We start from the raw sequence: 25,087 nt of genomic DNA, 5'->3' as shown, positions 1-25,087 counted from the left end.
CGGGGTCAGTCCTGGATGCGCCGCCAGGGGCGTTCGGCTTCGATGGCAAACGCGATTTCGAGGAGGGTGCGTTCGTCGCCGTGGGCGGCGGAGAATTGCATGCCGATCGGGAGCCCTTCGCGCGAGGCACCCATGGGCAGTGAGATCGCCGGTGTACCTGCGACATTGTTCAACGGGGTGAACGCGACCCAGGAGATCAGGCGCGCGAAGAGTTCGTCGAAGGGAATTGTCGGGTTCAGATGACCGAGTTGGGGAGTGGTGTGGACCAGGACCGGCGAGAGGATCAGTTCGTGGTCGCGGAACATGCCCGCGTAGGCGCGACGCACTTGCGCGAGACGGTAAAGGATGGCCGGTGTGCGCACCATGGACTTGCGATACTGCGTTGCGAGCCCGCGCGTGAACGCATCCAGATCACCGGCCCGGAACCCCGGATCGATCGCCAATCTCCCACCCGCCTCGATCAGGAACGCCAATAGTCCCCAATAGGCGGTGAAGTCGTCGGCGAAGCGTTGCGATACCGGCACGGTGATCGGACCTACCTCATGACCCATCTTCTCCAGCAGCGCGACGGTGTCGTCGAGAACGGCCCGGGTCTGCGGGCAGGTTTCGGTACCGGTGATGGAATCGGCGATCACTCCGATCCGCAGCCGCCGGCGCGCCGGTCCCTGGACCAAACCGACCGGCGGCAACTTCGGATTGCGCCAATGGCATTCGGCCGCAGCGAAATACGTCGCGGTATCGCGCACCGATCGCGTGAGAACGCCTTCGGAGACCAGGTTGATCGGCATCGAGCGCGCCTGCGGACCGTCGATATGCCGGCCTCGGCTCGGCTTCAATCCGACCAGACCACAGCATGCGGCCGGAATCCGAATCGAGCCGCCGCCGTCATTTCCGTGCGCGATCGGCACCACACCGGCCGCCACCAAAGCCGCCGCGCCACCCGATGACGCACCCGGCGAGTAGTCCGTATGCCAGGGATTGCGGGTCGGTTCGGCAGCGGCGAATTCGGTACTCGCATTCAAACCGAACTCCGGTAGTCGGCTCTTGCCCAGCACCGACATCCCGGTGCTCAGAAACTGTTTCGCATACGGTCCATCCGCGTGGGCTGGCCGCCCCGCGAACGCCGCGGTGCCGTGATTGGTCGGCAGCCCACGCACATCGGTGTTGTCCTTGACATACGTCGGCACACCGAACAACGGCGCATCCGGATCACCAGCCGACCGCGCCGATTCCGCCGAGACCACGAGGGCGCGCAATGTCGGATCGACCTGCGCGGCCCGCGCCCGCGCCGCCTCGGCGACCTCGGCAGCACCGATCTCCCCGCGACGCACCAGTTCCGCAATCGCCACCGCGTCGTGGTCGGCGAGCACATCGTCGTTGAAGGCATGGAATCGCATACCCGGATTCTGCGCGCTGCCACACCGAACACGCACCGTTTTGGACAAGCGACCCGTCAACAAGGGCCCACCGGGACGGCGGATATCGTTCGACGGCAACGCGAACGCGGAGATCGCAACATGAACAGCTCGAACGCCGTCCCGCCATGCCGGTATGGGGCCGGTCAGCCTGCGCTCGCACGCCGCATCGACCTCGCCGGTCCCGCATCCGGGCGCGCCGATCGTGCCTGCCGCCGAATGAATTCAGCCCCGGCGCAACTCGAAGATGCGGAAGGCCCGCCCGCCGGACAGTTCGCATTCCATTTCGTAGCCCGGCCAGAACTCGACCGCCAGATCCCACGCACGTTTGCGATCCATACCGGCGACCTCGGTGACGGTCACCTCGAACTGCTCCCCCTTCAACCGGACGCTCGCGGTGCCGACCGCACGCAGATTCGCCGACCACACCGGATGCTTGCGGCTGCCCCAGTTGGAGCCGACGACGAGGAAGTCGTCACCACGCGGCACATACAGCAGCGAGGTGGTCCGCAGGATCCCGGTTTTGCGGCCCGGGACGGTGATCTCGATCGATGGCAAACCCGCAAGATCGAGCACACCGTGCCGACCACGGCTGATCCACCGAACGAACCGTTCCAGCCGCAGCACTATCGGCGCCGTGCGCATCACCCAGCGTCTCTGCGCGATCCGGCGAGCTAGCGCGGGCAGCGGATTCGACACCATAATTCGAAATCCTGACAGAAATCCCACACCGGACCACAGCCGGGACCCGGCGTTGAGACCAGCCTCACCCGCGCCATGACGACACCGATTCGACCGTGGCCGGCGGCCGAAAGACGGCCACATGCGGTAGCACACCCGCGTAGCGCTCGACCTCGACCAGCGCCAACTGTCCCGAGCAGCTCTGACTCAAGGTCGACGCGGGACGGTCCGCGGTGAGCACATTGGGGTTGCCGTGCCGACAGAAGCTGGGATCGGCCGGATCCGGGTCGTACCAGGCTCCGGTGGACAACTGCGCGACCTGTGGCCGGACCGCATCGTCCACGACCAGCCCGGCCAGGCAGCTGCCCCGATCGTTGAAGATCCGCACGATATCGCCGGCGCGCAGGCCACGGGCCGCGGCATCGTCGGGATGCAATCGCACCGGTTCCCGCCCGTCGATTTTCACCGATCGACTGTGTGCGCCGACATCGAGCTGACTGTGCAGTTTGGTGCGCGGCTGATTCGCCACGAGCTGCAGCGGGAAACGCGCCGCTGCACCCAGCCATTCCTCCGGTTCCAACCAGACCGGATGGCCCGGAGTATCGGCATACCCGAATCCATCGATCGTTTCGGAAAAGATCTCGATCCTGCCACTGGGTGTGGTGAGCGGGAAACGCTCCGGATCCGCGCGGAAATCGGCGAACAGCACTTGCTCCGGATCGGGCACCGCGGCCGTGATCGACTCGCTGCTCCAGAACTCGTCGAACTCCGGGACCGTCGGATCGTCGAGCCCAGCGCGCCATTGCTCATACAGATGCCGCAACCATTCCTCGACGGTGCGCCCCTCGGTGAATTCCTTACCGACACCGATGTGTTCGGCCAATTCGGCGAAGATCGCGTAGTCGTCCCGGGACGCACCGTGCGGCCGAGTGAGCGCCTTCATCGGGAAGAACTCACGATCGTTCTGTCCGGAGCCGAAGTCGTCGCGTTCGATGCTCATCGTCGCGGGGAGAACGACATCGGCATGGCGTGCGGTAGCGGTCCAGAACGCATCGTGCACGACCACCGTCTGCGGCCGGGCGAACGCCGCGTGCAACCGGGCCAGGTCCTGGTGGTGGTGAAAGGGATTCCCGCCGCACCAGTACACCAGCTTGATATCCGGATACACCAACCGCATACCGTTGAAATCGAAGAGCTCCCCAGGATTCAGCAGCATATCGGCGATCCTGGCAACCGGAATGAATGTCGAAACAGCATTGCCGCCCTGCGGGAATCGCGGCACCGACTGCCCACGCGCCGGTTCACCGACATGCGCGCACGACCCGTAACTGTGCCCGAATCCCCCACCCGGCAGCCCGATCTGACCCAGCATCGCCGCGAGCACCACCCCGAGCCACAGCGGTTGCACGCCGTGCTCGGCACGCTGCAACGACCAGCTGACATTGATCATCGTGCGCGCGGCAGCCATTTCGTGCGCCAGCGACCGGATCCGCTCGGCCGATACTCCGGTGATCCGTTCCGCCCACGCCGGATCCTTGACGACGCCATCGGTTTCGCCACGCACATAACCGATGAACCGCTCGAATCCGACCGTGTACCGATCCAGGAACTCCCTGTCCGCCAACCCATCCGCATCCAGCACCTGCGCAAGGGCCAGCATCAGCGCCGTATCACTACCGGGACGCGGCGCAATCCACTCGGCCGCGGCTGCTGCCGGAATGTCATCGCGCAGTGGGCTGATCGAAACGAATCGGCAGCCGCGCGCCCGTGCCGCCGCGATCCATGTCTTGGTGTTGTGCCGCGACACACCACCCGGTGACACCGCGGAGTTCTTCGGTGACAGCCCCCCGAAGGCCACGACCAACTCCGTATGCGCGACCAGCACGCTCTTCGCGGTCGCGTGCCCGTCGAACAGCCCCATCGAGCCGATCACATGCGGCAACAGCACCTGCGAGGTGCCCAGGCTGTAGCTGTTCACACCCCGGACATAACCGCCGAGACAGTTCAGAAACCGATGCACCTGACTTTGCGCGTGATGAAACCGCCCCGCACTCGCCCACCCGTACGACCCGCCGTACACCGCCTCCGCCCCATACTCGCCGTACACCCGAGTCAACTCACCGGACAGCAGTTCCACCGCGGTCTCCCACGACACCGGAACGAACGGCTCATCGCCCCGCCCCGCCGCACCCGGCCCCCGCTCCAACCACCCCTGCCGCACATACGGCTGATCGATCCGCGTCGGATGATGTTGTGCCGAAGCGACGTTCTCGATCAACGGCATCGGCTCCGGATCCCCGTGCCACGGCCGCACCGCAGTCAACCGCTCCCCATCGCTGTCGGCCTCGAACACTCCCCAATGAGACAGATGCGTAGTCATCAACCCACGGTAGCCCGCTCCACCGACAGGTTCATTCCTTTCGCACCGACAGCGGATCGGGCGGTGCGCACCGCCCGATCCGCAGCACGCGAACTCACTATTCGGATTCGATGGGCATGCCTGCTTCGGTCCAGTCCTGTATACCCGCGCGGTAGGCGCGCACGTTCGTATAACCGAGGGCGCGCAGTTTGCCTGCGACCAGCTCGCTGTTCTGGCACGCATTGTTGGAACACCAGGTCACAATGACCGCGTTCCGGTCGCGAGCGTCTGCACGCGGCCAAGCCCGGCTACCTCGCGGGCATCGAGCGACACTTCGCCGACAAGCTCGATCCGGACGAATTGCACACGCTCGCCGCGACCCTCGGCAAGATCCTCGGCCCGACCGATCTCGCGATCGCACCCCGCGCAGTTCATAATCCGCAAGACTGCACCTTGTCGCGGTTCAATCACTATGGCAGTCAATGCAATCCGCGTCACATCCGCGAACGCGGCGGTGGCATTTCTGAAACGCTACCATTTCATACTGATCTGTACCTTTGATTACAGGCACATCGAGCGTGCACCCCGGAAAGGATGCAGCCCCTTGGCGATCGGCGCGGCAAACCAGAAACCACACCAATTCTCCCGCCGGCAAGGAGCCAGCTGATGTTCACGCGCTGGGGGAATCTCGTGTACCGACTGCGCTTTGCCGTACTCGGAATCGTGGTGGGCGCACTCCTTGCACTCGGTGCATACGGCTTCGGGCTCGAGGACCACCTCAGCTCCGGCGGCATGGATGATCCCACGTCGGAATCCGCACAGGCCGCACGTCTCGCCGATACCGCCTTCGGGCGCAATCACGACTTCGATGTCGTCGTGCTCTACACCGCACCGGACGGAAGGACCGTCGACGATCCGGAATACAGCCAGCCGATCATCGACAGTCTCAACAGCCTGCCGCACAAGTATCCGAACGAGATCACCGGGGTCAATGCCTCCTACTGGCGCGTCGACGGCGCAAAGATCAGCGGCGCGAAGGCGGCCACCGACAAAAGGAGCGCGCCGTGGCGGCAATCGCCATCGCGGGCGATAACGACACCGACTCCGTGCGCAACTTCCGGAAGGTCAAGGACGCCTTCGCAATACCCGGCGTCGACGTACAGGTCAGCGGGTTGCAGGCAGTGGCGGGCACGCTGAACGACACCATGGCCGACGATGTGCACCGCATGGAAGTCCTGGCCATCCCCGCCGTCGCGGTGCTGCTGTTCTTCATCTTCGGCGGCCTCGTCGCGGCCGCACTACCGCTACTCGTCGGCGCGCTCACGGTAATCGGCGCATCCGGCGTCATCATGTTCCTGACCCGCTTCACCGAGGTGAATTCCTTTGTCTCCTCGGTGCTCTCGATGATCGGCCTCGGCCTGGCCATCGACTACGGTCTGTTCATCGTCAGCCGATTCCGCGAGGAACTCGCCGCGGGCTACGACACGCGTGCCGCGGTGCGCCGCACGGTCGTGACCGCGGGACGCACCGTGGTGTTCTCCGCGACCATAATCATCGCGAGCCTGGGCAGCATGCTGCTGTTCCCCCAGGGCTTCCTCAAATCCATGGCCTATGGCGCCATCGCAACCGTCCTACTGGCCGCCTTCACCGCCATCACTATCCTGCCCGCCAGCCTGGCCGTCCTCGGTCCGCGCGTGGATACCTTGGGGCTCAGCCGGTTCCGCAGCACCAAGACCGCCGAACAAATCGAGGACAGTTTGTGGGGTAGAAGCACCCGCTGGGTAATGCAGCGACCACTCACCGTCGCGATCCCGCTGGTCATCGTGCTGTTCCTGCTGATCATCCCCGTCAAGAACCTCATCTTCGGCGGCTTCAGTGAGCGATATCTACCACCGGACAACCCGACTCGCGTCGCACAGGAACAGATCGACACCTTCTTCCCACAGCGCCGATCCGATCCCATCGAACTCGTCTTCGTCGCTGATAGCAGCACCCAGGTCGGCACCGCGTGGCGCGCGGCCGGGCACGCACCCGGACTCGCCGGTCCGTTCGAGCTGCCGTCCAAATCCTTGACCCAGGACAACGTCTACCGTTCCAAGGCAACACTGGTGAACCCGAACGAAGGCGGGGAAACCATCGAATACCTGCGCAAAATGGAACTACCCGAGGACGTCACCATGTACGTCGGCGGTATTCCGGCCATGCAGAAGGACAGCATCGACGCACTCCTCTACCGCATACCGGTCATGATCGCCGTGGTCCTATTCGTGACCACGCTCCTGATGTTCCTCACCTTCGGCTCGCTCGTGCTGCCGATCAAGGCCGCGCTGATGAGCGCGCTCGGCCTCGGCTCCACCCTCGGCATCCTGACCTGGATCTTCGTCGACGGCCACGCCGCAGGACTGTTGAACTTCACTCCGCAACCGATCCAGTCGAATGTGCTGGTGCTGATCATCGCGATCATCTATGGCCTGTCCACCGACTACGAGGTCTTCCTGCTCTCCCGCATGGTCGAGGCCAGGGCCAGGGGCGCGAGCACCACCGACGCGGTGCGCACCGGCACCGCGCACACCGGCCGCATCATCACCGCCGCCGCGCTCATCCTGCTGGTGGTGACCGGCGCCTTCGCCTTCTCCGACCTGGTGATGATGCAATACATCGCCTACGGCATGATCGCCGCCTTGTTCATCGATGCGACCGTGCTGCGGATGCTGCTGGTACCCGCGGTCATGAAACTGCTCGGCGACGACTGCTGGTGGGCACCGGCCTGGATGAAGCGTCTCCAGGAGAAAATCGGACTCGGCGAACCTATTCTGGACATCAAACGCCAGGGCACCGAGGACATGCGCGACCCGATCGATACCACTCCGATCACGCTACGGCTCCCCACCGTCACCGCTGGACGGTCGGACGGTTCGTAGCGGCCCCACCAAAGGGAACGCCGCGCGCCGCCTCGGGAGGTACGCTCACCGCCGGAAAGCCCGCGGACCCGATCGCCGAGCCGGCGACCTGGTCAACCACCGGCCAACTGGACCGAAGGACGACCGCGATGTGCAGCTACCGTCTCCATGCCGAGTATGCCGATTCGACACCGTTGAAGGTGCGGATCGACACCCACGAACGCTATTCGGAGCAGCCCGACGACCCCACCGCCGATGTGCTCGCCGCGCTCGACCTCACCGGAACCGAGCACCTAGCCGATATCGGCTGCGGAGACGCCCGCTTCCTGGCCCAACTGGCCGGCAGCGGTCACCAAGGTCCGCTGGTCGGTATCGACACCTCTCCTGCGATGGTCGCCGCCGCGAATGCCGTGCCCGGGGTACGCGGCGTTTACGGCAGTGCGGACCGGATCCCGTTCGACGACAACAGCTTCGACACGGTCACCGCCCGGCATATGCTGTACCACCTCGCGAATCCGGTCGCCGCACTGCGGGAATTCCGGCGCACGACCAAACCCGGCGGCACGGTTGCCGTGGTCGTCAATCATCCCGGAACCTGCCCGCACACGACCGAACTCGTCGCCGCGCATGCCGCGACGTACGGCATCGGCGCGGCCGAGACGGTGACCATGACCGTCGATTCCGACACTTTGCCGGCGCTGATGTCCGATGTTTTCGGCGAGGTGCGAATCCGGCGAACCGACAACGCGCTCGTCTTCGATACCCCGGATCCGCTGGTGCGTTTCGCCGAGGCGCTGTTCAGCTTCTACGGCGTCACCCCGAATCATCCACGGCGACAGGCGATTCTGAACGACCTGCGCGAGGATGTGGAAGATTGGTTCGCCCACCATCCCGGACGGACGTGGCGCGACCCCAAGGGCTACATCGTCGCTACTACCGTGGTCGATCACCAGGGCAGCGCGCCGGCGGCATCGACGTAGGTTCCGGTGGGTCCATCGGCGCCGATCTGCGCCATGCGCACGATGACCTCCGCACCCTCCTCGACCGTCTGGGTACCGGAATTCCCGTTGAGATCGGTCTTCGTGAAGCCGGGCTCCACCGCATTGATCCGGATATCCGGGAAGGCCTTCGCATACTGCACCGTGAGCATGTTGACCACCGTCTTCGACGCTGGATAAGCGACGCCCGGGTAGGCGTATGCCGGGGTGCCCGGTGTCGAGACCCTGGTCAGCGATGCCAGACCGCTGCTGACATTGACCACAACCGGCGCGGCGGACCGCCGCAGCAGCGGTAGGAAGGCGTGCAAGACGCGTACCGTGCCGAAGACATTCGTATCGAACGTCTTTCGCATCAGGTCAGCGGTTACGTCCGCGGCGCCGACGACGTCGTTGCGGCCGGTCATCTCTGCCTGAATACCGGCATTGTTGACCAGCACATCCAGACCGCCGCCGGCCTCGATGGTCTGCACCGCGGCTGCCACCGACACATCATCGGTGATATCGAGTTGCACCGCCCGCGCATCCAGCTCCGCCGCCGCGCGTCTACCGCGTTCGGCGTCACGGCTACCGAGGTACACGGTGTGACCCGCCGCGACGAGTCGGCGGGCAGTCTCGAAGCCGAGACCCTTGTTCGCTCCGGTGATCAATATTGCTGCCATGTCACCACGCTAGAATTTAGAGCGCACTCGAAGTCAAGTGGCAACCAGTCCTCCGGGACACGGTCGACATCTCTGTCGCGCAACGACTTCGGCCCCTCCCCTCTTGGCTTGTTGTGTTGGCTGGATGCTGGACGTTGGTTCGGTAGGTGGTTTGTGGATAGCTGAATACATGTATAGATGCGCATATCTACGTATCTAGATGGACTTCAGGAAGACTGGTCTCAGACCCGCAGTAATATCCCGAGTTGGCATAAACCGCGCGCGGATTCTCTTGTGTCCCAGCTTGTTTCCCAACTCCCCTAGCCTGCGCGCCACATCCGCGTGCCGCCCCACTCCCCCGGCCAGGGTCACCCCCAGCATCAGTTCCGGGGTAATCGCCGAAAAGTTTCTCGGGCAGTGCGTCAACCGCACGGTATGCGGCAGGTCACGGCATTGCCCGGCGCTGGTCCAGCCCGGCCGAAACCGGCTGGACAAGAGGGTCGCGGCGAACGGACCGGTTCCGCCATTCCACAGCGAAGGCACGGGCGGGGTCGGTGCGGAAAATTGCTGTGGCGGCCTTGGTTCCGAGTTTGTCTTCGACGCGAGGGCGCAGGGTGTGCAGCAGGAATGGCATACCCGGTCCATCCGCGATGATATTCATGAGGCGCCAGTCGATGGCGTGCTGCGCCCAGGGACGGCCTTCGAATCCGACGAAGGCCCCGGCGGCAGCAACCCGCGTGTGGATTGTGCTGTCCAGGAACCGATGCAGATGGCCGAGGATGATCCGGTGCGGCGGCACATCGTGGGTTCCGGCGAGCTCGTCGAGTATCGCCATGGCCGCGGTGCCACCCTCGAGGTGGACGCCGATCGGTGCACCGGTGGCATGGTGGGCGTCGGCCGCTGCGGCCAGCACGTGCCTGGTGCGCTCGTCGAGGTGGTGAAATGCACCGGCCACCTTGATGAGTCCGGCACGCACCGGCCCGGCGGTGCGCTGATCGACGAACAATGCCGGCAGGTCGCCGTAGCCATCCACCTGGTAGAAGATGATGTATCGGTTCGGGCTGCGGGTCTGCCGGTTGTTGGCTCGGCTGCCGATGAGGTTGGTCGGTGTGCTGGAGGTTGGGTTTCGTGGCGACGCAGGTCTTCACGGACGCGGAGTTGGAGCGGCTTCGGGGGTTCCCGGAGATCAGCCGCAGTGGGACAGGGGCTGCGCCTCGAGTCCGGGATCGAGGAACCGACCACTGCCAACAGGGGCGTTTTCGGTCCAAGTCCCCGGACTCACACCTGTGCGTGTTCGAAGTCGTGTGCACCGCCGATATCCCTGCACGAGATCGCCGCGGTGCACCGCATCCTCGAAACCGGCCACGCCCGAGGGAAGCGGATCCTCACCATCGGTACCGCATAGGCCGGACGACGGGGTCGGCACCCTGGGTGCCGACCCCGTCGGTCTCACGAGCCGGTGAACTGTCCACCGGAGATCGAACGCGACTTCTCACCATCCACGCCGACGGGGATATCACCCTCGAGTGTCGTGCGGTACAGCACGCGCGTGACATCGAGGTGGTTCAGGTCGCCCGGGGCCAGATGGGCAGTGGCACGGTTGTCCCAGAATGCCAGACTGCCCTTCTCCCAACGGAATCGGACGGTGTAGGCCGGATTGGACAGCTCGTCGAACAGCAACTGCAGTATGGCATCGCTCTGGGCCGGGCTCAAGCCGACGATGTGCGTGGTGAAGCCGGGGTTGACGAAGAGCGCCTTCTCGCCGGTTACCGGATGCACGCGGACGACGGGATGTTCGGTCACCAACGGGGCATTGGCGACCTTCTTCGCGTAGTCGCTTTCCTGGTTCCATTGTGGACGGTTGCCGCCGAACCGATGCACGGCCCGCAGCCCGTCGACGAACTCCCGCAGCGACTCGGGCAGGTTCGCGTATGCTGCGGCGAGATTCGTCCAACTGGTGTCGCCGCCGCGTTCCGGTGCGATCTCGGCCCGCAGCAGCGAGGCGGCGGGCGGGTTGATCAGTGGGGATACGTCGGTGTGCCAGTAGTTCGTATAGGTGAATTTCTTGACACCGAAACGCTTTTCGTAGAGTCGGCTGTCGACGGCCAGGATTTCCGGAAATTCGGTCGGCGCGTCGTCGTCGTACGGATGTGACGGCGTGACGGCGCCGAATCGCCGGGAGAAGGCGATGTGCTCGGCGTGGCCGATGTGCTGATCGCGGAAGAACAGCACCTTGTGCTCGTAGAGAGCCGCGGTGATGTCGGCGACCTCCGGATCGGTGAGCTCGGCCCGCAGGTCGACACCTGTGATCTCGGCACCGATATGCCCTGCGACGGGCGTGATCCGGAGGGTGGTGGTGGGGTTCTCGCTGACTGCAGTCATGGTCGTACTTTCGTCGGGCATGGATGGGGACGGGCGGCGGAGCACGGGCGACAGCCACTGCTGCCCATGCGCATGAAGTCGACGGCGCGCCGCCTGGTCAGCCGGGTACTCATGCGCCGAGTTCGTTTCGCACCTGGGCGAATTGGCTTTCCACCGGCGCCAATCCGTAGTGCCCGCGCAGGGTCGTCGCGGTGTAGTCGGTGCGGAACAGGCCGCGCTCCTGCAGAATCGGGACCACCCGGTCCACGAAGTCCTCGAGGCCGCCCGGCAGGTACGGCGGCATGATATTGAAGCCGTCGGCGGCACCGCTGTCGAACCAGGACTGCAGTTCGTCGGCGATTTCGGTGGGTGTGCCCGCGAAGGTCCGATGTCCGCGCCCGCCGCCCAATTTGCCGATGAGCTGGCGCACCGTGAGGTTCTCACGCTCGGCCAGCTCCTTGACCAGGGTAAATCTGCTCTTGCCGCCCTCGATTTCGCTCACGGCGGGCAGCGGCGGCAGTGGTGCGTCGAGGGCGTGTTCGGTGAGATCGACGCCGAGTAGCGCGGACAGTTGCCGCAGGGCGTAATCCGGCGAGATGAGATCGGTGAATTCCTGCTCGAGGGCCAGTGCTTCGGCACGGGTGTCGGCGATGAACGGCACCAGACCGGGTAGCACCTTCAGCTCATCGGCCGAGCGACCATACTTCGGCAGCCGTGCCTTCAGATCCCGATAGAACGCCTGCCCCTCGGCGAGCGAGCGCTGTGCGGTGAACACGGCCTCGGCGTAACGTGCGGCGAACTCCTTACCACTTTCCGACGATCCGGCCTGCACCAGCAGCGGACGTCCCTGTGGGCTGCGCGGCGAATTCAGGGGGCCGCGCACCCGGAACCGATCGCTGACGTAGTCGATGGTGTGCACCTTCTCCGGATCGGCGAAAATACCGTCATCCGGGTCGAGCACGATCGCCGAGGACTCCCAGCTGTCCCAGAGCCGCACGGTGACATCCACGAACTCCTGTGCCCGTTCATAGCGCCTGGCGTGTTCGGGAATGGCGTCGAAGCCGAAGTTGAAGGCCTCGTCCTCGTTGCCCGAGGTGACGATATTCCAGCCCGCCCGACCGCTGCTGATGTGATCGAGCGAGGCGAATTTGCGCGCCAGATTGAACGGTTCGTTGTAGGTGGTCGACGCCGTCGCGATCAGCCCGATCCGTTCCGTTGCCGCGGCGATCGCGGCAAGCAATGTGACCGGCTCGAATACGGCCAAGGCATTGCGCTTGATCCGGGGTCCCACCGCCAACCCGTCAGCGAAGAAGACCGAATCGAGTTTGCCGCGTTCGGCGATCCGGCCGAGTTCCTGGAAGTGCCGCACATCCAGAACCCGGTACTCCTCGGTCCGGGGATGCCGCCAGGCCGCCTCATGATGGCCTACCCCCATGAGGAAGGCATTGAGATGGAATTGCTTCGGACGCAAAGACATCGGAGTCCTTAGTGGGAGGTGCGCCACCGGGAGAGGCGGCGTTCGAGGGCGACGAGTAGGCCATTGAAGCTCAGCCCGAGCAGCGAGATGGCGAGGATGCCCGCATACATATTCGGAATCTGGAAGTTCTGCTGGGCCGCGGTGATCAGATAGCCGAGTCCGGCTCGGGCACCTACCATTTCGGCCGCGATGAGCACCAGGATCGATGACGCCGCCGCCATTCGCACGCCGGTGAAGATCGATGGCACAGCGGCGGGCAGGATCACCTTCGTGAACAGCCGAATCGGCGAGAAGCCGAGCGAGACAGCGGATTTGATCAGCAGCGGATCCACCGTGCGGACACCGGTGATGGTGTTCAGCAGGATCGGGAAGAAGCTCGCGTACACCACGAGCGCGATCTTGGATGTCTCCCCGATGCCGAGGATCAGGATGAACACCGGCAACAGCGCCAATGCCGCGGTATTGCGGAACAACTCGAGGATCGGGTTCAGAAAGTCGGCCACCGGCCGATACCAGGCGATCGCGACGCCGATCGGAATGGCCACCGCGAGCGCGAGTGAGAATCCGGTCGCCGACCGGATCAGACTGGTCGAGACGTGCTCCCACATCTCGCCGCTGCGCACCAGATCGACGAAGGCCTGCGCCACGGTCGAAAACGGCGGCAGGAAGACCTCGTCGACCAAGCCGAGCCGCGGCGCTGCCTCCCATACCGCGATGAGCAGGCCGATGGCAAAGGTGGGTTTGAAGATTCGCCACGCCACCAGCGCGACCGTCCGCAAGACCCGCGATGCGTCGACTTTCGGTGTCGGCACGGACTCGGCCCGGCGTCGGACGACAACCGGCCGTGACTTCTCGACGACTCGCACCGCACTAGACATGAACCGGCTTCCTCTCGATGCTCGTGGCCGACAGCGACTCGCGTTCGAGTCCCTGCGCTCGGGTGACTTCGCTCTGCAACTGCGACCAGATCTGGTGCCGCGCCTCCCGGAAGGCCTCGCTCGACCGCACGTCCGCACCGGAGTTCCGGTCGATATCGAGATCGAGCACCGCCTTGACCCGCCCAGGGCGGGAGGTCAGCACGGCGACTCGCTGGCCGAGGTAGACGGCCTCATCGATGCCGTGAGTGATGAACAGAATCGTTTTGCCGGTGGCCCGCCATATCCGCAACAGTTCGTCTTGCAACGACTCCCGAGTCTGGGCGTCGAGTGCGGCGAACGGCTCGTCCATCAGCAGCACCTCCGGATCGAAGGCGAGGCTGCGCGCGATGGCGACCCGCTGCTTCATACCGCCGGACAGCTCATGTGGATAGCGGTCGCCGAATCCGGCCAGGCCAACCAACTCCAGATACTCGTCGGCGATCCTCCGACGTTCCCGGCGCCGGACACCCTTTGCCTCCAAACCGAATTCGATATTCGCGCGGGCGGTCCGCCACGGCAGCAGCGCGTACTGCTGGAAGACGATGCCACGATCCAAACCGGGCCCGCTGATCGGCTTGCCATCCAACAGGATTCGCCCGGCGCTCGGCTTGCTCAGTCCGCCGAGCAGATCCAGCAGCGTCGACTTCCCGGAACCGCTCGGGCCGACGAGTACCAGGAACTCGCCATCGCGCAGTTCCAGCGAAATATCCTCGATCGCGGTGAACTCCTCGTTCGACGCACGGACCGGGAACTGTTTGCGCACTCCGGTCAGTGCGAGTTTCACCTGACTCATTTCGCCGCGACCGCCTCTCCGGTCGGTCCGGTGGTCGGACCGTAGGTTCCGTTGGCGTACGGGTTGTCGTTGTTGGTGAACAGATCCTTCGCCGACAGCTTCCCGGCGGGCACATCACCATTGCGGACCAGCCAATCGATCCAGATCTGCAGTTCCTTCTCCACGATCACCGCACCGGGAACCGGGATGCCCGGACTCCGCCAGAATTTCAGCAGGTCGGTGTTCTCATTGCGCCCGCGCTTGTTGATGATCGCGGCGAAGCGCGCGACCACCTCGTCGCGCGGCGTCACCTGCAGCCAGCGCGTCGCCCGCGCGGTCCCCTGGACGAAGTCCTTGACGGCCTCCGGGTTCTGGGCGATGTAGTCCTTGCGGAAAACATAAGTGCCGTAGTCGAATTGACCGAACAGGTCCTTATCGGTGTAGAGCGCGTGGATACCGCCGCGGCCCACCGCGCTCTCCCGAAAGACTCCGCCCAGCGCACCGACATCGATCTGACCCTTGCGCAGCGCGTCCTCGGTATTGGCCGGTGGCACCACGATCAATTCGACCTGTTTGATCTCCTGTTCGGTCAATCCCTGCTGGTGCAGCCATTCCCGGGTGATGAATTCATGGTGTGCGCCAAGGGTATTGATGCCCACCTTCTTGCCGATCAGATCTCGGGGCGATTTGATGCCCGAATCGTCGCGGACGAAGTAGCCGGTGAACGACTGCTCATCCGCACCGTACGAGCTGAGCACCGACGTCACGGGCGCACCGCCGGCGACCAGCTTGACAACCGCGCCGTTGAAGGCGCTGCCGAACTCGATCTGATGGGTTGCGGCGGCCTGGATATTCGCCGGTCCACTGGTGGTGTCCCCTTCCCAGTGCAGCGCGATCTTGCTGAAGTAGCCGAGATCGTCGGCCAGTTCGTAGGCCGAGACCTGCCCGGTCGCGCCCTGGTAGCGCAGGACGGCCTTGCCGTCGGCATCGGTGCCCGGCTCGGATTTGCCGCAACCGGCGAGCAACGCGACCACGATGGGAATGGTGAGCACAGCGGCCACCGCACGGAAGAACCGTGGCCTGGTCTTATGGGACAACGTCATGGCAGTTCTTTCACGGAATGCGCACTGCCGCAGCGCGATAGGGCACGCCACAACGGCAGGTAAGCGCGGAGGATTACCTGATTCGGCTAATGCGGCGACCTGGTCGGACGACCGCGGATTCAGGCGCGACAGACTCCGTGTGGCAGGCGCATGAAATCCAACGTGCGACGGCGGATCAGCGCAATGGATTCGATCATGTCGACGACCTTCGTTGGATATCGGAGAGAAGCGGCGACCCCGCGGCTTTGTGTCCATGGTGGGGTCGACCGCCATGGACGACAATGCCGATTTCACATTGTGAAAATCACCGTGAGTACAACTCCACCGGCGTATCGGTGATGGCGGCGGTGGACTGGAACAGCGGCCCGATCCGGCCCGCGATCTGCCGCATAGCAGGCACGATGCCCCGCAGGAGTTCCTCGTTCAGCCGTGCCGAGCGGGCCTGCACGCCGAGCGCGCCCCACACCTGCCTGTCCGGGCCGAGAATCGGCACCGCCACCGAGCGGACCGGGTCTTCGCGCTCGATGATCTCGACGGCGAATCCGCTGCGCCGCACACGATCCAGATCCGTTGTCGGTAGCGGCGTCGGGCGTCGATCGAGTCCGTCGACAACGGGTGTGAAGGCCAGCAGGGCCTGGCCGACCGCGCTCGAGCGCAGCGGCTGACGGGCCTGTGGCAACTGGTTGGAGCAGAAATACACCGGCGGCCGCGCCTGAAAGACCGTGACCGCGTCCCGGTCGTCGGCGATACTCAGGCTGACGGTGATTTTGATGCCCGCGGCCAGCGCGTAGAGGTGCGGTGCGGCCGCGTCGATGCCGAGCCGCGACAGCGCGGGTCGGGCCAGTGAGGCGAGCCCGTGTCCGATGCGGTAGCGGTCGGTCGCCGGATCCTGCTCCAGCAACCGGCCCCGCACCAATGCCTGGGCCAGCCGATAAGTGGTGCTGACCGGAAGTCCGGCACGATGGGCCAATTCGCTCACCGACAGCTCGGGATCATCGCCCTCGAAGCAGTTCAGTACGTGAATCGCGCGGTCGACCGCTTGGGCACCCGAACGGGGTTGATCGGCGGCAGTCATGGTTCCTCCTGATATTTCTACCGATCGGGATGTGGCCAGAACTATCGCCGGGTGATCCGGGCGCGACAATGGTTCTGCGCCCGCTGCGCCGATTCCTCGCGCGGCAATGTCCATGGCGTCAAAATCGCGCTGGTTCGAACGGTTTTCCGTTTCCGACGACGCGCACAGAATCGAATTCCGCGCTGACCCCGCATTCCGCCGACGATTGCCGCTTCTCGCCCGCAATCCCGACGCCTCAGGAGCAGACGCATGAGTGAACTCTGGCAGACCAGCACCGATGTACTGGTGATCGGCGGCGGTCCGGCCGCCGCATGGGCGGCCATCCACGCGCGTGCGACCGGTGCCGAGGTGACCTTGGTGGACAGGAGTTGGGCGGGCGCGGGCGCGGCACGGTTCGCGCTCGGCTCGGCTCGCCCGGACGACGCCGCCCTGCGCGGTGCGGGACGAACCGGCTTGCGGCCCAGCGACTCCCTCACGCTCTCGGGTCGCCGAGGTTGTCGAAGCCCGCGCAGGCCGAGCTGATTCCGTTCCAGAAGAACTACTTGCGCCACGGCGAGCGGCTGCGGCCCGCACTCGACGCGCTTGATGCACTCTGGGAGCGTGCCGGTCGGGAGCTCGGTGGCCGCACCGGTGACGATCGCATCCGAGCCAGGCAGGCTGCCGCCATTACCGCGGTCGGCCGGTTGATGTACGAATCGACCTTGGCGCGCACCGAGACTCGCGGTATGAGCAAGCGTGCCGACCATCCGGAACAGGATCCGGCACAGCGTCATCACATTCTGTCCGGCGGTCTCGACGCCGTGTGGACCAAGACCGCCGAGGTGGCGTCATGATCGAAGTCGTACTCGCCGACGCCTGCATCGGCTGTGATAAATGTGTGGATGCCCGCCCCACCAACGTATTCGACCGCACCGAATCCGGAGTCCCGGTCATCGCAAGGCAATCCGACTGCCAGACCTGCTTCATGTGCGAGGCCTACTGCCCCACCGATGCCCTCTACGTCGCCCCGAATCGACCGCGCTACCGCCCGGCAGCCCGATCGCCCAGGACCAGATCGGCCGCTACCGCGAGAAAATCGGCTGGGGCAAGGGCCGCACCGCGGGCAGTCTGCTCGCCATCGGCCCCCACCTCCCGCACGGCGCACCCCCGACGAGCCTGATCACCTGACCGCGCCAACGGATTCGGTGCGACCAGCAGCATCGCGGCGGGATTTACGGTAGCAACTGCTGCCCGCCTCGCCTGCGGCACTAACCCCGGTAGCCGACTTGTTCGAGAAGACCGTCGAGTTGCAGTTCGAATAATTCGGCACGGTCAGCGAAGGTGTCGGTGCCGTATTGGTCGAACACGTCGAAGGTTACGGCGCCGAACATGCCGACCCACATGGTGATGCCGCGGGCGACAAGCCAGTCCGGGAGATCATGGTCGAATACCGCCCTGATGCCCGCGAAATTGGCTGCGAGCGCGCGGGACAACGGGCGCTGCACGATCGGTGCCGCGAGCAGGCCGGCACGGTAGGCGCGGGCGAAGAGGGATTGCATGGTGGCGATGACCCGCGTGCCGGGGACAGTGGTTTGTTCCGCGGGGGCGTCGTAACCCGGCACCGGAGTGCCGAATAGAAGTCCGTAGCGTGCGGGTTCGGCCAGCGCCCAGCTGCGGACGGTGCGGCCGACGATGCGCAGGCCCTCGATCGGGTCGTCGTCGGGGGCAGCGGCCAGTGCCGCGTCGACGGCGTCGCCGAGTGCGTTGTAGCCGTCGATCACCAGCAGGGTGAGCAGTTCATCACGGCTGCGCACGTATCGATATACCGCCGATGACACCACGCCGAGATCCCGGGCGACCGCGCGCAGTGAGAGGGCGGCCGCACCGTCGGTGGCCAGATGTTCGCGGCCGATCCGGACGATATCGTTCATGGTCTGGGCCCTGGCACGGGCACGTGGTGTCGTCGCCATACCGATCACCATGCGCGCCGCAGAGAGCGATGTCAACTAATGCGAGCACTGCTCTTGACTTTGCGTCGCCCCGGCCGCATGCTTGGATCCAACAGAGAGCACCGCTCACCAAAGTAGACAAGGACCTACCATGCCGGAGCTGCATATCGTCACCGGAGCCGGACCTACCGGGACCACGGTCGCCGAGCAATTGGCCGCGGCGGGCAAACAGGTTCGGGTGCTCACTCGCTCCGGGAGCGGCCCCGATCATCCCCTGGTCGAGCGACGCAAGGTCAATGCGGCACTGCCCGAACAGCTTTCGGGTGAATTCGACGGCGCGACGGCCGTCTACCACTGCCTCGGCGGTTCGGAATATACGGCGAAGGTCTGGCGCGCGGAGCTGCCGCCAGCCGAACGCACCGTGCTGGACGAGGCCGAAAAGGCTGGCACGGTAGTGGTTTTCGCGGAGAACATCTACTCCTACGGCAAGGTCGACGGTCCGATCACCGAAGACCTGCCCCGCAATGCCGATTTCGGTAAACCCAGCGTTCGCACCCAACTGGTGCGCGCCCGTGAGGCCCACGCCGCCGCGACGGTGAGCGTCGCCGCCGCGGACTTCCTCGGCCCGTATGTGCGAGCGTCGCTCGCCGGGGAGCAGGTATTCGTCCCGATCCTCACCGGCAAGCGGGTGCAGGCATTCGGCAAGCTGAACCTCCCGCATTCCTACACCTATATGCCCGACCTCGCCGCCGCCATGATCGGCGCGGCCGCCGATGAATCGGTCTGGAATTCCTTCCTGCATGCTCCTACCGCGCCGCCGATCACCCAGCAGCAACTCTTCGACGCGATCGCCGCCGCCGCGGGTATCGCGGCCCCCAAGGTCTTCGCGGCGCCGGCCGCCCTGCTGCGCGTGATGGGTCTCACCAACGAGGCGATGCGCGAGCTGGCCGAGATGAGTTATCAGGTGACACGGCCGTTCGTGCTGGACTCCGCCACCAGCGAGGAGCGCCTCGGCCTGCACCCGACACCGATCGACGAGGCCATCGCGGCCACCGTCGCCTGGTGGCGGACCCAGCTCTGACCCTTAGCTACTCGGTAGTAGTGTTACCGGTGTCACTGGCGACACGGATCGAGGAGCACCACATGGACCAGCGAGACAAGGATTTCGACGTACTCGTGGTCGGTTCGGGATTTGGCGGCAGCGTCACGGCGCTGCGGCTGATCGAGAAGGGTTACCGGGTCGGTGTGCTCGAGGCCGGTCGGCGCTACGCCGATGACGAACTGCCCGAAACCAGCTGGGACCTGCGTAAATTCCTGTGGGCGCCGAAGCTGGGCTGCTACGGCATCCAGCGCATCCACCCGTTGCGCAATGTGCTGATCCTCGGGGGCGCGGGTGTCGGCGGCGGTTCGCTCAACTACGCCAACACGCTCTACGTCCCGCCGGAGCCGTTCTTCCAGGATCAGCAGTGGCGTGATATCACCGACTGGCGCGCCGAACTCACCCCATACTACGAGCGTGCGAAGACGATGCTCGGGGTGGTGCAGAACCCGCATCTGACACCGGCGGACGAGGTGTTCAAGAAGGTCGCCGACGATATGGGCTTCGGCGATACCTTCGTACAGACCCCGGTCGGCGTCTTCTTCGGTGAACCGGGAAAGACCGTGGCGGACCCGTACTTCGGCGGTGTGGGCCCGGACCGCACGGGGTGTCTCGAATGCGGTGAGTGTATGACCGGCTGCCGCCACGGCGCGAAGAACACTCTGGTGAAGAATTACCTGTATCTCGCGGAAAAGGCTGGTGCGCAGGTGATTCCGATGACAACGGTGACCTCGATCCGCCCGCTGCCCGACGGCACCTGGGATGTCTCTACCGAACGCACCGGTGCGTGGTTCCGAAAGCGCCCGCAGACCTACACCGCGGGCCAGGTCGTGCTCGCCGCTGGCACCCTCGGCACCCAGAAGTTGTTGCACGCCATGCGCGATCGCGGCGTACTCCCCGAATTGTCCGACCGGTTGGGCCAACTCACACGCACCAACTCCGAATCCATTGTGGGCGCGGCGACCCGCAAGGTGAATCCCGATGTCGACTTCACCCGTGGTGTCGCGATCACGTCATCGATCCACCCGACCCATGACACCCATATCGAGCCGGTCCGCTACGGCAAGGGTTCGAATGCGATGGGGCTGTTGCAGACCCTGATGGTGGACGGCGGCGGCCGGATGCCGCGCTGGCTGCGCTTCCTCGGGCAGGTGGCGCGAAATCCGTTCACACTCATCAGTTTCCTGAGCGTGCAGAACTGGAGTGAGCGCACCATCATCTCGCTGGTGATGCAGCACCTCGACAATTCGATCACCACCTACACCAAGCGCACACTGTTCGGCCGCAAGCTCACCAGCAAACAGGGCCACGGCGAACCCAATCCGACCTGGATTCCGGCGGGCAACGAGGTGACCCGCAAGGTCGCCGAGGAAATCGGCGGCGTCGCGGGCGGCAGCTGGGGCGAAGTCTTCAATATCCCACTCACCGCCCACTTCCTCGGCGGCGCTCCCATCGGGGCGGACCGCGACACCGGCGTAATCGACGCCTACCACCGAGTTTTCGGTTACCCGACGCTCAGCGTCGTCGATGGCGCCGCCGTCTCCGCGAACCTCGGCGTCAACCCGTCATTGACCATCACCGCCCAAGCCGAACGCTGCGCCGCCTACTGGCCCAACAAGGGCGAGCAGGACCTGCGACCCGCACAGGACGTTGCCTACCAACAGATCCAGCCCATCGCCCCCAACAACCCGGTCGTCCCCGCCGATGCCCCCGCCGCTCTGATCCTCCCGATCGTCGAACTCCGCACCCACAAGTCCGCCGCCAGCTGAGCTCGCCGGCCGCGCCTGGCCGGCAACAGCGATGGACGCGGACGCTGAAACCCGCCCGGCACTGCCGCCAGGCGGGTTCACACGGGCATCGCGTCAGTTGCGCACAAGCAGCACCCCGCCCGCGACCACCAGGGCCAGCACAATCGCGGCGATGCCGAAGACGAGGCGGTGGTTGCGCACGGCCGGGATCACTCGGTCGGCGGCGTATCGGCCCGGACCGGTGAGCGCGAGCGATGCGGCGGCCAGGGTGAGCAGCAGTTCGTATTCGATGCCCTTGGGGGCGAAGAAGCCGCCGCCCCATTTGACCGCGATCGCATTGAGCAGGGTGCCGACCAGTGCCGCGGCGGCGAGCGGGGTGAGTAGACCGAGGGCGAGGGCGAGTCCGCCGAAGGTTTCGCTGAGACCGGCGACAAGGGCCATCGCCTTACCCGCGGGGTAGCCGCTCATCTCGAAGAACTTGCCGGTGCCGTCCAGGCCACCACCATTGAACCAGCCGAAGAGTTTCTGGGCGCCGTGTGCGGCCATGGTGAGCCCGACGGCCAGCCGCAGGACAAGTAGACCGAGGTCGTAAGTGTGTGTAGGCGTGGCGGATTCGCGCTGCGCGGCGGGGGCCGTGATGGTCGCGGTCATGGGATACCTTTCGTGGTGGGTGGATCAGCCGAGCTGGATGGAGCGCCGGGCCATGCCCAGCCAGAACCCGTCGATGACGGTGCGGTGGTTGGCGAAATCGTCCGCGCCCGCACCGAGCGCGACGAACAGTGGCGCGAAATGGTCGGTGCGCGGATGCGCGAGATGTGCCGCGGGGGCCTTGTTTTCGAAGTCGAGCAGGGCGTCGAGATCGTGGGCCGCGAGGGTTTCCCGGCCCCAGTCGTCGAATTCCGCCGTGAAGTTGTAGACGTGCTCGTCATCGGTGGTGATGGCGCGCAGGTTGTGGGTGAAGAAGCCGCTGCCGACGATCAGCACACCCTCGCCGCGCAGCGGCGCCAGCCGACGGCCCAATTCCATGAGCCGCTGCGGATCCAGTGTTGGCATCGATAGCTGCAGTACCGGGACATCGGCGTCGGGGTACATCTCCTTCAGCGGCACATAGGCGCCGTGATCCAACCCCCGATCGGGTACATCGACGACACCGCCGCCGAGCAGCTTGCGCACCTTATCCGCCAACTCCGGCGCACCCGGTGCCGCGTATCGCACGTGGTAGTAACGCTCCGGGAAACCGCCGAAATCATAGACCAGCGGCACCGTCGTGGTGGCACCGAGTGCGATCGGCGCGGCCTCCCAGTGCGCGGAAATCATCAAAATCGCCGTGGGACGCGGCAATTCGCGCGACCACGCGGCCAGCTCAGCGGGCCACCGCGGGTGATCGGCCAGCGGTGGTGCGCCATGTGAGAGGTAGAGCACCGGCATACGTCCGGCCATCACTGTCCTCCGTCGAAAGTAGTTCAAATTTGAACGCGAACCGACTATAGCTCGATGTTCAAATTTGAACAACCTGGGTAGGATGGCTCCCGTGGCTGACGCGAAATGGCTGAACGAGCGGGAGATGCGCACCTGGCAGGGTTTCCTGGCGGCGGGAGCGCTCGTCGGTCGACAGGTCGAACAGCACCTCAAACAGGAGCGGCTCTCACACACCCAGTACGAGGTGCTGGTTCGTCTCGCCGCGGCACCGGAGGGCCAGCTGCGTATGACCGAATTGGCCGATGCCCTCTACACCTCGAAAAGCGGCCTGAACTACCAGATCACCCAGATGGAGAAGGCCGGTCTGGTGCGCCGCGAAGCGTGCCCGACCGATGTCCGCGGCGTCATCGCCAAGCTCACCGCGGACGGCCGCGAACGCCTCGAACAGATAGCTCCCGGCCACGTCGAAACGGTCCGCCGCGTACTCATCGATGTGCTGACACCCGAACAACAAGAGGCCATCGCCACCGGTCTCGGCGAGGTCGCCCGACGACTCGATTAGTTTCTCGGCTCGCCGGGCCGCGAGCACAGTGCGGTACCGGGACCTGATCGGTCGCACCACCGTTCAAGACTTCCGAACTCCCTGGGCAGAGGCTGGGACACCGATGTCCACAGTTACCGCCAGGAGTTCGGCGATGAATGATGCCGCCGCTCACACCCGAGAACAGATTCGCGTTGCGGTCTACTCCCACTTCGCACGCACCGGCGACGCACCTTCCCCCACGGATCCGGCGGTCGTGACCGGGCTCCCGCCGGACGAGGTGGGTAGTGCGTTGGCCGCCTTGCACGAGCACCGAGATGTCGTGCTGGACGGGCAGGATCGCGACAGGATCCTCATGGCGCACCCCTTCGCATCGATTCCGCTCGGCTTCTCGGTCATGGGTGCGCGGGCCTTGTGGTGGGGTGAGTGCGCGTGGGATTCGTTCGCTATCGCGCATTTGCTCCCCGAAGAGCCGGACGTTCTGGTCGCCACCCGCTGTCCAGCCTGTGATTCGCCGCACGCCTGGGTGGTCGGTCGAGCGGCGCCGCCGACGGGGGATCAAGTGGCGCACTTCCTGACCCCGGTCCCCCGGATCTGGGACGATGACGTGCACACCTGCGCCAATCAGCGTCTGTTCTGCTCGACCGACTGTGTCGATACCTGGCTGACGAAGACCGGGCAGGCAGCGGGTTGTGTGATGGACCTCGCCACGCTGTGGCGACTTGCCAGCAACTGGTACGCCGGGCGCATGGAATCCGGGTATAACAGGCGCGATTCCTCGTCCGCCGCAGCCTATTCCGCACAGGTAGGACTGCACGGGCAATTTTGGGGTTTGCCCGAATGACCCTGATATTCGGGTCCGACCAAAGGAGGACAGCGACCGCTACCTCGGAGCGATGTGACCGCAGATGGGAACAACGCAGAATCAGGGCCGTAAGAAATCTGTTGGGAAACTCTAAGCCCGAACAGATTTGATGTCCAGGTACGGATGTGACGCTGATGGTCGCAGATTCGAACCGAGAACGGAGAAGACAGTGCCGACGACGTTTCCGAGTCCCGTCACCGAGACCACGTCGGACACGGTGCAGGACTACCGCCGACGCGGCTGGACGGTCGTGGAAACGACCAATGGTGTCTGCATGATCACCGACGAGCGGATATCGGCCGTCGAACTCACCGACGCGCTGGCGGCCACCGTGCGCCGGTACCTTCGGGCCAACAACCTGTCCGGTCCGGTGATCGAAATTCCGGGTCCGCAGCGTCGCGAGATCCATCTGGTCGTCGGCGCGGCCAAGTCAGCCATGGCGATCGGCGCACTGCGTGCCGTCGGCGCGATCGTGCACACCGTCGGCGCGAGCATCCCGCTCCCGCCGACCCGTCTGTCGGCCGGATCGGCCTGCTGGGGGATTTCCCCGAGTGAGGCGCGCTGGGTACCGCCTCTGGTCGCGATCGCCGCCGCGGTGCGGGCCGCCGAATCCGGCCGCAAGCCGCAGCTCACCGATATGGCGAGTTGAGCAGCGTCAGACCGAACTCGGGTCCGATTCCGGTCGGCGATCCGGCGTCGGCATCGGGCCCGCATCGTCGGGAATTGGTTCGCGGACAATAACTTCCGCTGGATGCGCCGCAGCCAGGCGGGCGCCGACCAGCATGCGTCAC

At 65.2% G+C, this 25,087-nt stretch carries 22 protein-coding genes and 4 pseudogenes; 10 read left to right on the top strand and 16 right to left on the bottom strand.

The genetic code is table 11. The features are described 5' to 3' along the window. Positions 1–5 precede the first annotated feature (5 nt). The 5 genes from AB0L58_RS13510 to AB0L58_RS13490 all read right to left on the bottom strand — a co-directional run bounded on the left by AB0L58_RS13510 (position 6) and on the right by AB0L58_RS13490 (position 4,926). Complete coding sequence (locus AB0L58_RS13510; RefSeq protein ID WP_364386115.1) at positions 6–1,397, bottom strand: amidase; 1,392 nt, start codon at positions 1,395–1,397, stop codon at positions 6–8. 243 nt (positions 1,398–1,640) lie between these two features. After that, the gene (locus tag AB0L58_RS13505) at positions 1,641–2,117 is read right to left on the bottom strand and encodes a nitroreductase family deazaflavin-dependent oxidoreductase (protein WP_364386113.1); all 477 of its coding nucleotides are present in this window, start codon (positions 2,115–2,117) and stop codon (positions 1,641–1,643) included. A 64-nt stretch (positions 2,118–2,181) separates the two neighbouring features. After that, a complete protein-coding gene (locus AB0L58_RS13500; RefSeq protein ID WP_364386111.1) occupies positions 2,182–4,476 on the bottom strand; it encodes a molybdopterin guanine dinucleotide-containing S/N-oxide reductase in 2,295 nt (764 codons plus the stop codon). A 97-nt stretch (positions 4,477–4,573) separates the two neighbouring features. Beyond that, on the bottom strand, positions 4,574–4,717 hold the full coding sequence (locus tag AB0L58_RS13495) for a hypothetical protein (RefSeq protein WP_364386109.1): 144 nt from the start codon (positions 4,715–4,717) through the stop codon (positions 4,574–4,576). After that, complete coding sequence (locus tag AB0L58_RS13490; protein WP_364386107.1) at positions 4,714–4,926, bottom strand: hypothetical protein; 213 nt, start codon at positions 4,924–4,926, stop codon at positions 4,714–4,716. Before AB0L58_RS13490 ends, AB0L58_RS13495 begins: the two co-directional genes overlap by 4 nt. A gap of 195 nt (positions 4,927–5,121) precedes the next feature. Between AB0L58_RS13490 and AB0L58_RS13485 the strand changes: the two are divergent. After that, a pseudogene (locus tag AB0L58_RS13485) lies at positions 5,122–7,274 on the top strand (MMPL family transporter); the annotation flags it as partial. Between the two features lie 230 nt (positions 7,275–7,504). After that, on the top strand, positions 7,505–8,335 hold the full coding sequence (locus AB0L58_RS13480; RefSeq protein WP_364386105.1) for a class I SAM-dependent methyltransferase: 831 nt from the start codon (positions 7,505–7,507) through the stop codon (positions 8,333–8,335). Here the strand turns inward: AB0L58_RS13480 and AB0L58_RS13475 are convergent. From AB0L58_RS13475 to AB0L58_RS13440, 8 genes are all read right to left on the bottom strand, one after another. Further along, entirely contained in the window at positions 8,302–9,012 is a 711-nt protein-coding gene (locus AB0L58_RS13475; protein ID WP_364386103.1) for an SDR family NAD(P)-dependent oxidoreductase, read from the bottom strand. The genes AB0L58_RS13480 and AB0L58_RS13475 overlap by 34 nt on opposite strands. 424 nt (positions 9,013–9,436) lie before the next feature. Continuing rightward, on the bottom strand, positions 9,437–10,024 hold the full coding sequence (locus tag AB0L58_RS13470; RefSeq protein WP_364386101.1) for a hypothetical protein: 588 nt from the start codon (positions 10,022–10,024) through the stop codon (positions 9,437–9,439). Between the two features lie 416 nt (positions 10,025–10,440). Beyond that, positions 10,441–11,373: a TauD/TfdA family dioxygenase gene (locus tag AB0L58_RS13465; protein ID WP_364386099.1), complete on the bottom strand. Its 933-nt coding sequence runs from the start codon at positions 11,371–11,373 to the stop codon at positions 10,441–10,443. A 109-nt stretch (positions 11,374–11,482) separates the two neighbouring features. Beyond that, the gene (locus AB0L58_RS13460; protein WP_364386096.1) at positions 11,483–12,829 is read right to left on the bottom strand and encodes an LLM class flavin-dependent oxidoreductase; all 1,347 of its coding nucleotides are present in this window, start codon (positions 12,827–12,829) and stop codon (positions 11,483–11,485) included. 8 nt (positions 12,830–12,837) lie between these two features. Continuing rightward, the gene (locus AB0L58_RS13455) at positions 12,838–13,707 is read right to left on the bottom strand and encodes an ABC transporter permease (protein ID WP_364386093.1); all 870 of its coding nucleotides are present in this window, start codon (positions 13,705–13,707) and stop codon (positions 12,838–12,840) included. Next, positions 13,700–14,539, bottom strand: coding sequence for an ABC transporter ATP-binding protein (locus tag AB0L58_RS13450; protein ID WP_364386090.1), 840 nt, complete (start codon positions 14,537–14,539; stop codon positions 13,700–13,702). Before AB0L58_RS13450 ends, AB0L58_RS13455 begins: the two co-directional genes overlap by 8 nt. Then, positions 14,536–15,621, bottom strand: coding sequence for an ABC transporter substrate-binding protein (locus AB0L58_RS13445; RefSeq protein ID WP_364386087.1), 1,086 nt, complete (start codon positions 15,619–15,621; stop codon positions 14,536–14,538). The genes AB0L58_RS13450 and AB0L58_RS13445 overlap by 4 nt, the downstream gene beginning before the upstream one ends. Before the next feature lie 304 nt (positions 15,622–15,925). After that, the gene (locus AB0L58_RS13440) at positions 15,926–16,696 is read right to left on the bottom strand and encodes an IclR family transcriptional regulator (RefSeq protein ID WP_364386084.1); all 771 of its coding nucleotides are present in this window, start codon (positions 16,694–16,696) and stop codon (positions 15,926–15,928) included. A gap of 249 nt (positions 16,697–16,945) precedes the next feature. Here AB0L58_RS13440 and AB0L58_RS13435 point away from each other — a divergent pair. The 3 pseudogenes from AB0L58_RS13435 to AB0L58_RS13425 all read left to right on the top strand — a co-directional run. Next, a pseudogene (locus AB0L58_RS13435) lies at positions 16,946–17,056 on the top strand (FAD-dependent oxidoreductase); the annotation flags it as partial. Positions 17,057–17,062: 6 nt separating this feature from the next. Then, a pseudogene (locus AB0L58_RS13430) lies at positions 17,063–17,529 on the top strand (pyridine nucleotide-disulfide oxidoreductase); the annotation flags it as partial. Next, positions 17,526–17,863, top strand: a pseudogene (locus AB0L58_RS13425) (ferredoxin family protein). The pseudogenes AB0L58_RS13430 and AB0L58_RS13425, both read left to right, overlap by 4 nt. Before the next feature lie 80 nt (positions 17,864–17,943). On the opposite strand, the gene AB0L58_RS13420 reads toward AB0L58_RS13425, so the two are convergent. Next, entirely contained in the window at positions 17,944–18,645 is a 702-nt protein-coding gene (locus AB0L58_RS13420) for a WHG domain-containing protein (RefSeq protein ID WP_364386081.1), read from the bottom strand. Between the two features lie 130 nt (positions 18,646–18,775). On the opposite strand from AB0L58_RS13420, the gene AB0L58_RS13415 reads away from it, so the two are divergent. Then, positions 18,776–19,705 carry an NAD-dependent epimerase/dehydratase family protein gene (locus AB0L58_RS13415; RefSeq protein ID WP_364386079.1) on the top strand — a complete coding sequence of 310 codons (930 nt, stop codon included), beginning with the start codon at positions 18,776–18,778 and terminating at the stop codon, positions 19,703–19,705. 62 nt (positions 19,706–19,767) lie between these two features. After that, complete coding sequence (locus tag AB0L58_RS13410; protein ID WP_364386076.1) at positions 19,768–21,492, top strand: GMC family oxidoreductase; 1,725 nt, start codon at positions 19,768–19,770, stop codon at positions 21,490–21,492. A gap of 93 nt (positions 21,493–21,585) precedes the next feature. Here AB0L58_RS13410 and AB0L58_RS13405 read toward each other — a convergent pair whose 3' ends face one another. Both AB0L58_RS13405 and AB0L58_RS13400 read right to left on the bottom strand, forming a co-directional pair. Continuing rightward, positions 21,586–22,122 (bottom strand): DoxX family protein, encoded by a 537-nt coding sequence (locus AB0L58_RS13405; protein ID WP_364386073.1) that lies wholly within the window; start codon positions 22,120–22,122, stop codon positions 21,586–21,588. A 24-nt stretch (positions 22,123–22,146) separates the two neighbouring features. Then, the gene (locus AB0L58_RS13400; protein ID WP_364386070.1) at positions 22,147–22,911 is read right to left on the bottom strand and encodes a class III extradiol ring-cleavage dioxygenase; all 765 of its coding nucleotides are present in this window, start codon (positions 22,909–22,911) and stop codon (positions 22,147–22,149) included. 82 nt (positions 22,912–22,993) lie between these two features. On the opposite strand from AB0L58_RS13400, the gene AB0L58_RS13395 reads away from it, so the two are divergent. From AB0L58_RS13395 to AB0L58_RS13385, 3 genes are all read left to right on the top strand, one after another. Continuing rightward, positions 22,994–23,452: a MarR family transcriptional regulator gene (locus AB0L58_RS13395; RefSeq protein WP_364386067.1), complete on the top strand. Its 459-nt coding sequence runs from the start codon at positions 22,994–22,996 to the stop codon at positions 23,450–23,452. A 133-nt stretch (positions 23,453–23,585) separates the two neighbouring features. Further along, a complete protein-coding gene (merB, locus tag AB0L58_RS13390; protein ID WP_364386064.1) occupies positions 23,586–24,275 on the top strand; it encodes an organomercurial lyase in 690 nt (229 codons plus the stop codon). A 190-nt stretch (positions 24,276–24,465) separates the two neighbouring features. Further along, the gene (locus tag AB0L58_RS13385) at positions 24,466–24,945 is read left to right on the top strand and encodes a hypothetical protein (protein WP_364386061.1); all 480 of its coding nucleotides are present in this window, start codon (positions 24,466–24,468) and stop codon (positions 24,943–24,945) included. The last annotated feature ends 142 nt before the right edge of the window (positions 24,946–25,087 follow it).

It is taken from the genome of Nocardia sp. NPDC052112 (assembly GCF_040680135.1).
In the GTDB taxonomy this organism is placed as follows: Bacteria; Actinomycetota; Actinomycetes; order Mycobacteriales; family Mycobacteriaceae; genus Nocardia.
Note: the sequence above shows the minus strand (reverse complement) of the source record. Positions and strands in the feature narration are given on the sequence as shown.

What these genes read in the sequence shown, in the direction of transcription:
- AB0L58_RS13510 (WP_364386115.1), bottom strand. Translation starts at nt 1,397, where the DNA reads ATGCGATTCCATGCCTTCAACGACGATGTGCTCGCCGACCACGACGCG.
- AB0L58_RS13505 (WP_364386113.1), bottom strand. Translation starts at nt 2,117, where the DNA reads ATGGTGTCGAATCCGCTGCCCGCGCTAGCTCGCCGGATCGCGCAGAGA.
- AB0L58_RS13500 (WP_364386111.1), bottom strand. Translation starts at nt 4,476, where the DNA reads ATGACTACGCATCTGTCTCATTGGGGAGTGTTCGAGGCCGACAGCGAT.
- AB0L58_RS13480 (WP_364386105.1), top strand. Translation starts at nt 7,505, where the DNA reads ATGTGCAGCTACCGTCTCCATGCCGAGTATGCCGATTCGACACCGTTG.
- AB0L58_RS13475 (WP_364386103.1), bottom strand. Translation starts at nt 9,012, where the DNA reads ATGGCAGCAATATTGATCACCGGAGCGAACAAGGGTCTCGGCTTCGAG.
- AB0L58_RS13465 (WP_364386099.1), bottom strand. Translation starts at nt 11,373, where the DNA reads ATGACTGCAGTCAGCGAGAACCCCACCACCACCCTCCGGATCACGCCC.
- AB0L58_RS13460 (WP_364386096.1), bottom strand. Translation starts at nt 12,829, where the DNA reads ATGTCTTTGCGTCCGAAGCAATTCCATCTCAATGCCTTCCTCATGGGG.
- AB0L58_RS13455 (WP_364386093.1), bottom strand. Translation starts at nt 13,707, where the DNA reads ATGTCTAGTGCGGTGCGAGTCGTCGAGAAGTCACGGCCGGTTGTCGTC.
- AB0L58_RS13450 (WP_364386090.1), bottom strand. Translation starts at nt 14,539, where the DNA reads ATGAGTCAGGTGAAACTCGCACTGACCGGAGTGCGCAAACAGTTCCCG.
- AB0L58_RS13445 (WP_364386087.1), bottom strand. Translation starts at nt 15,621, where the DNA reads ATGACGTTGTCCCATAAGACCAGGCCACGGTTCTTCCGTGCGGTGGCC.
- AB0L58_RS13440 (WP_364386084.1), bottom strand. Translation starts at nt 16,696, where the DNA reads ATGACTGCCGCCGATCAACCCCGTTCGGGTGCCCAAGCGGTCGACCGC.
- AB0L58_RS13420 (WP_364386081.1), bottom strand. Translation starts at nt 18,645, where the DNA reads ATGGCGACGACACCACGTGCCCGTGCCAGGGCCCAGACCATGAACGAT.
- AB0L58_RS13415 (WP_364386079.1), top strand. Translation starts at nt 18,776, where the DNA reads ATGCCGGAGCTGCATATCGTCACCGGAGCCGGACCTACCGGGACCACG.
- AB0L58_RS13410 (WP_364386076.1), top strand. Translation starts at nt 19,768, where the DNA reads ATGGACCAGCGAGACAAGGATTTCGACGTACTCGTGGTCGGTTCGGGA.
- AB0L58_RS13405 (WP_364386073.1), bottom strand. Translation starts at nt 22,122, where the DNA reads ATGACCGCGACCATCACGGCCCCCGCCGCGCAGCGCGAATCCGCCACG.
- AB0L58_RS13400 (WP_364386070.1), bottom strand. Translation starts at nt 22,911, where the DNA reads ATGGCCGGACGTATGCCGGTGCTCTACCTCTCACATGGCGCACCACCG.
- AB0L58_RS13395 (WP_364386067.1), top strand. Translation starts at nt 22,994, where the DNA reads ATGGCTCCCGTGGCTGACGCGAAATGGCTGAACGAGCGGGAGATGCGC.
- merB (WP_364386064.1), top strand. Translation starts at nt 23,586, where the DNA reads ATGAATGATGCCGCCGCTCACACCCGAGAACAGATTCGCGTTGCGGTC.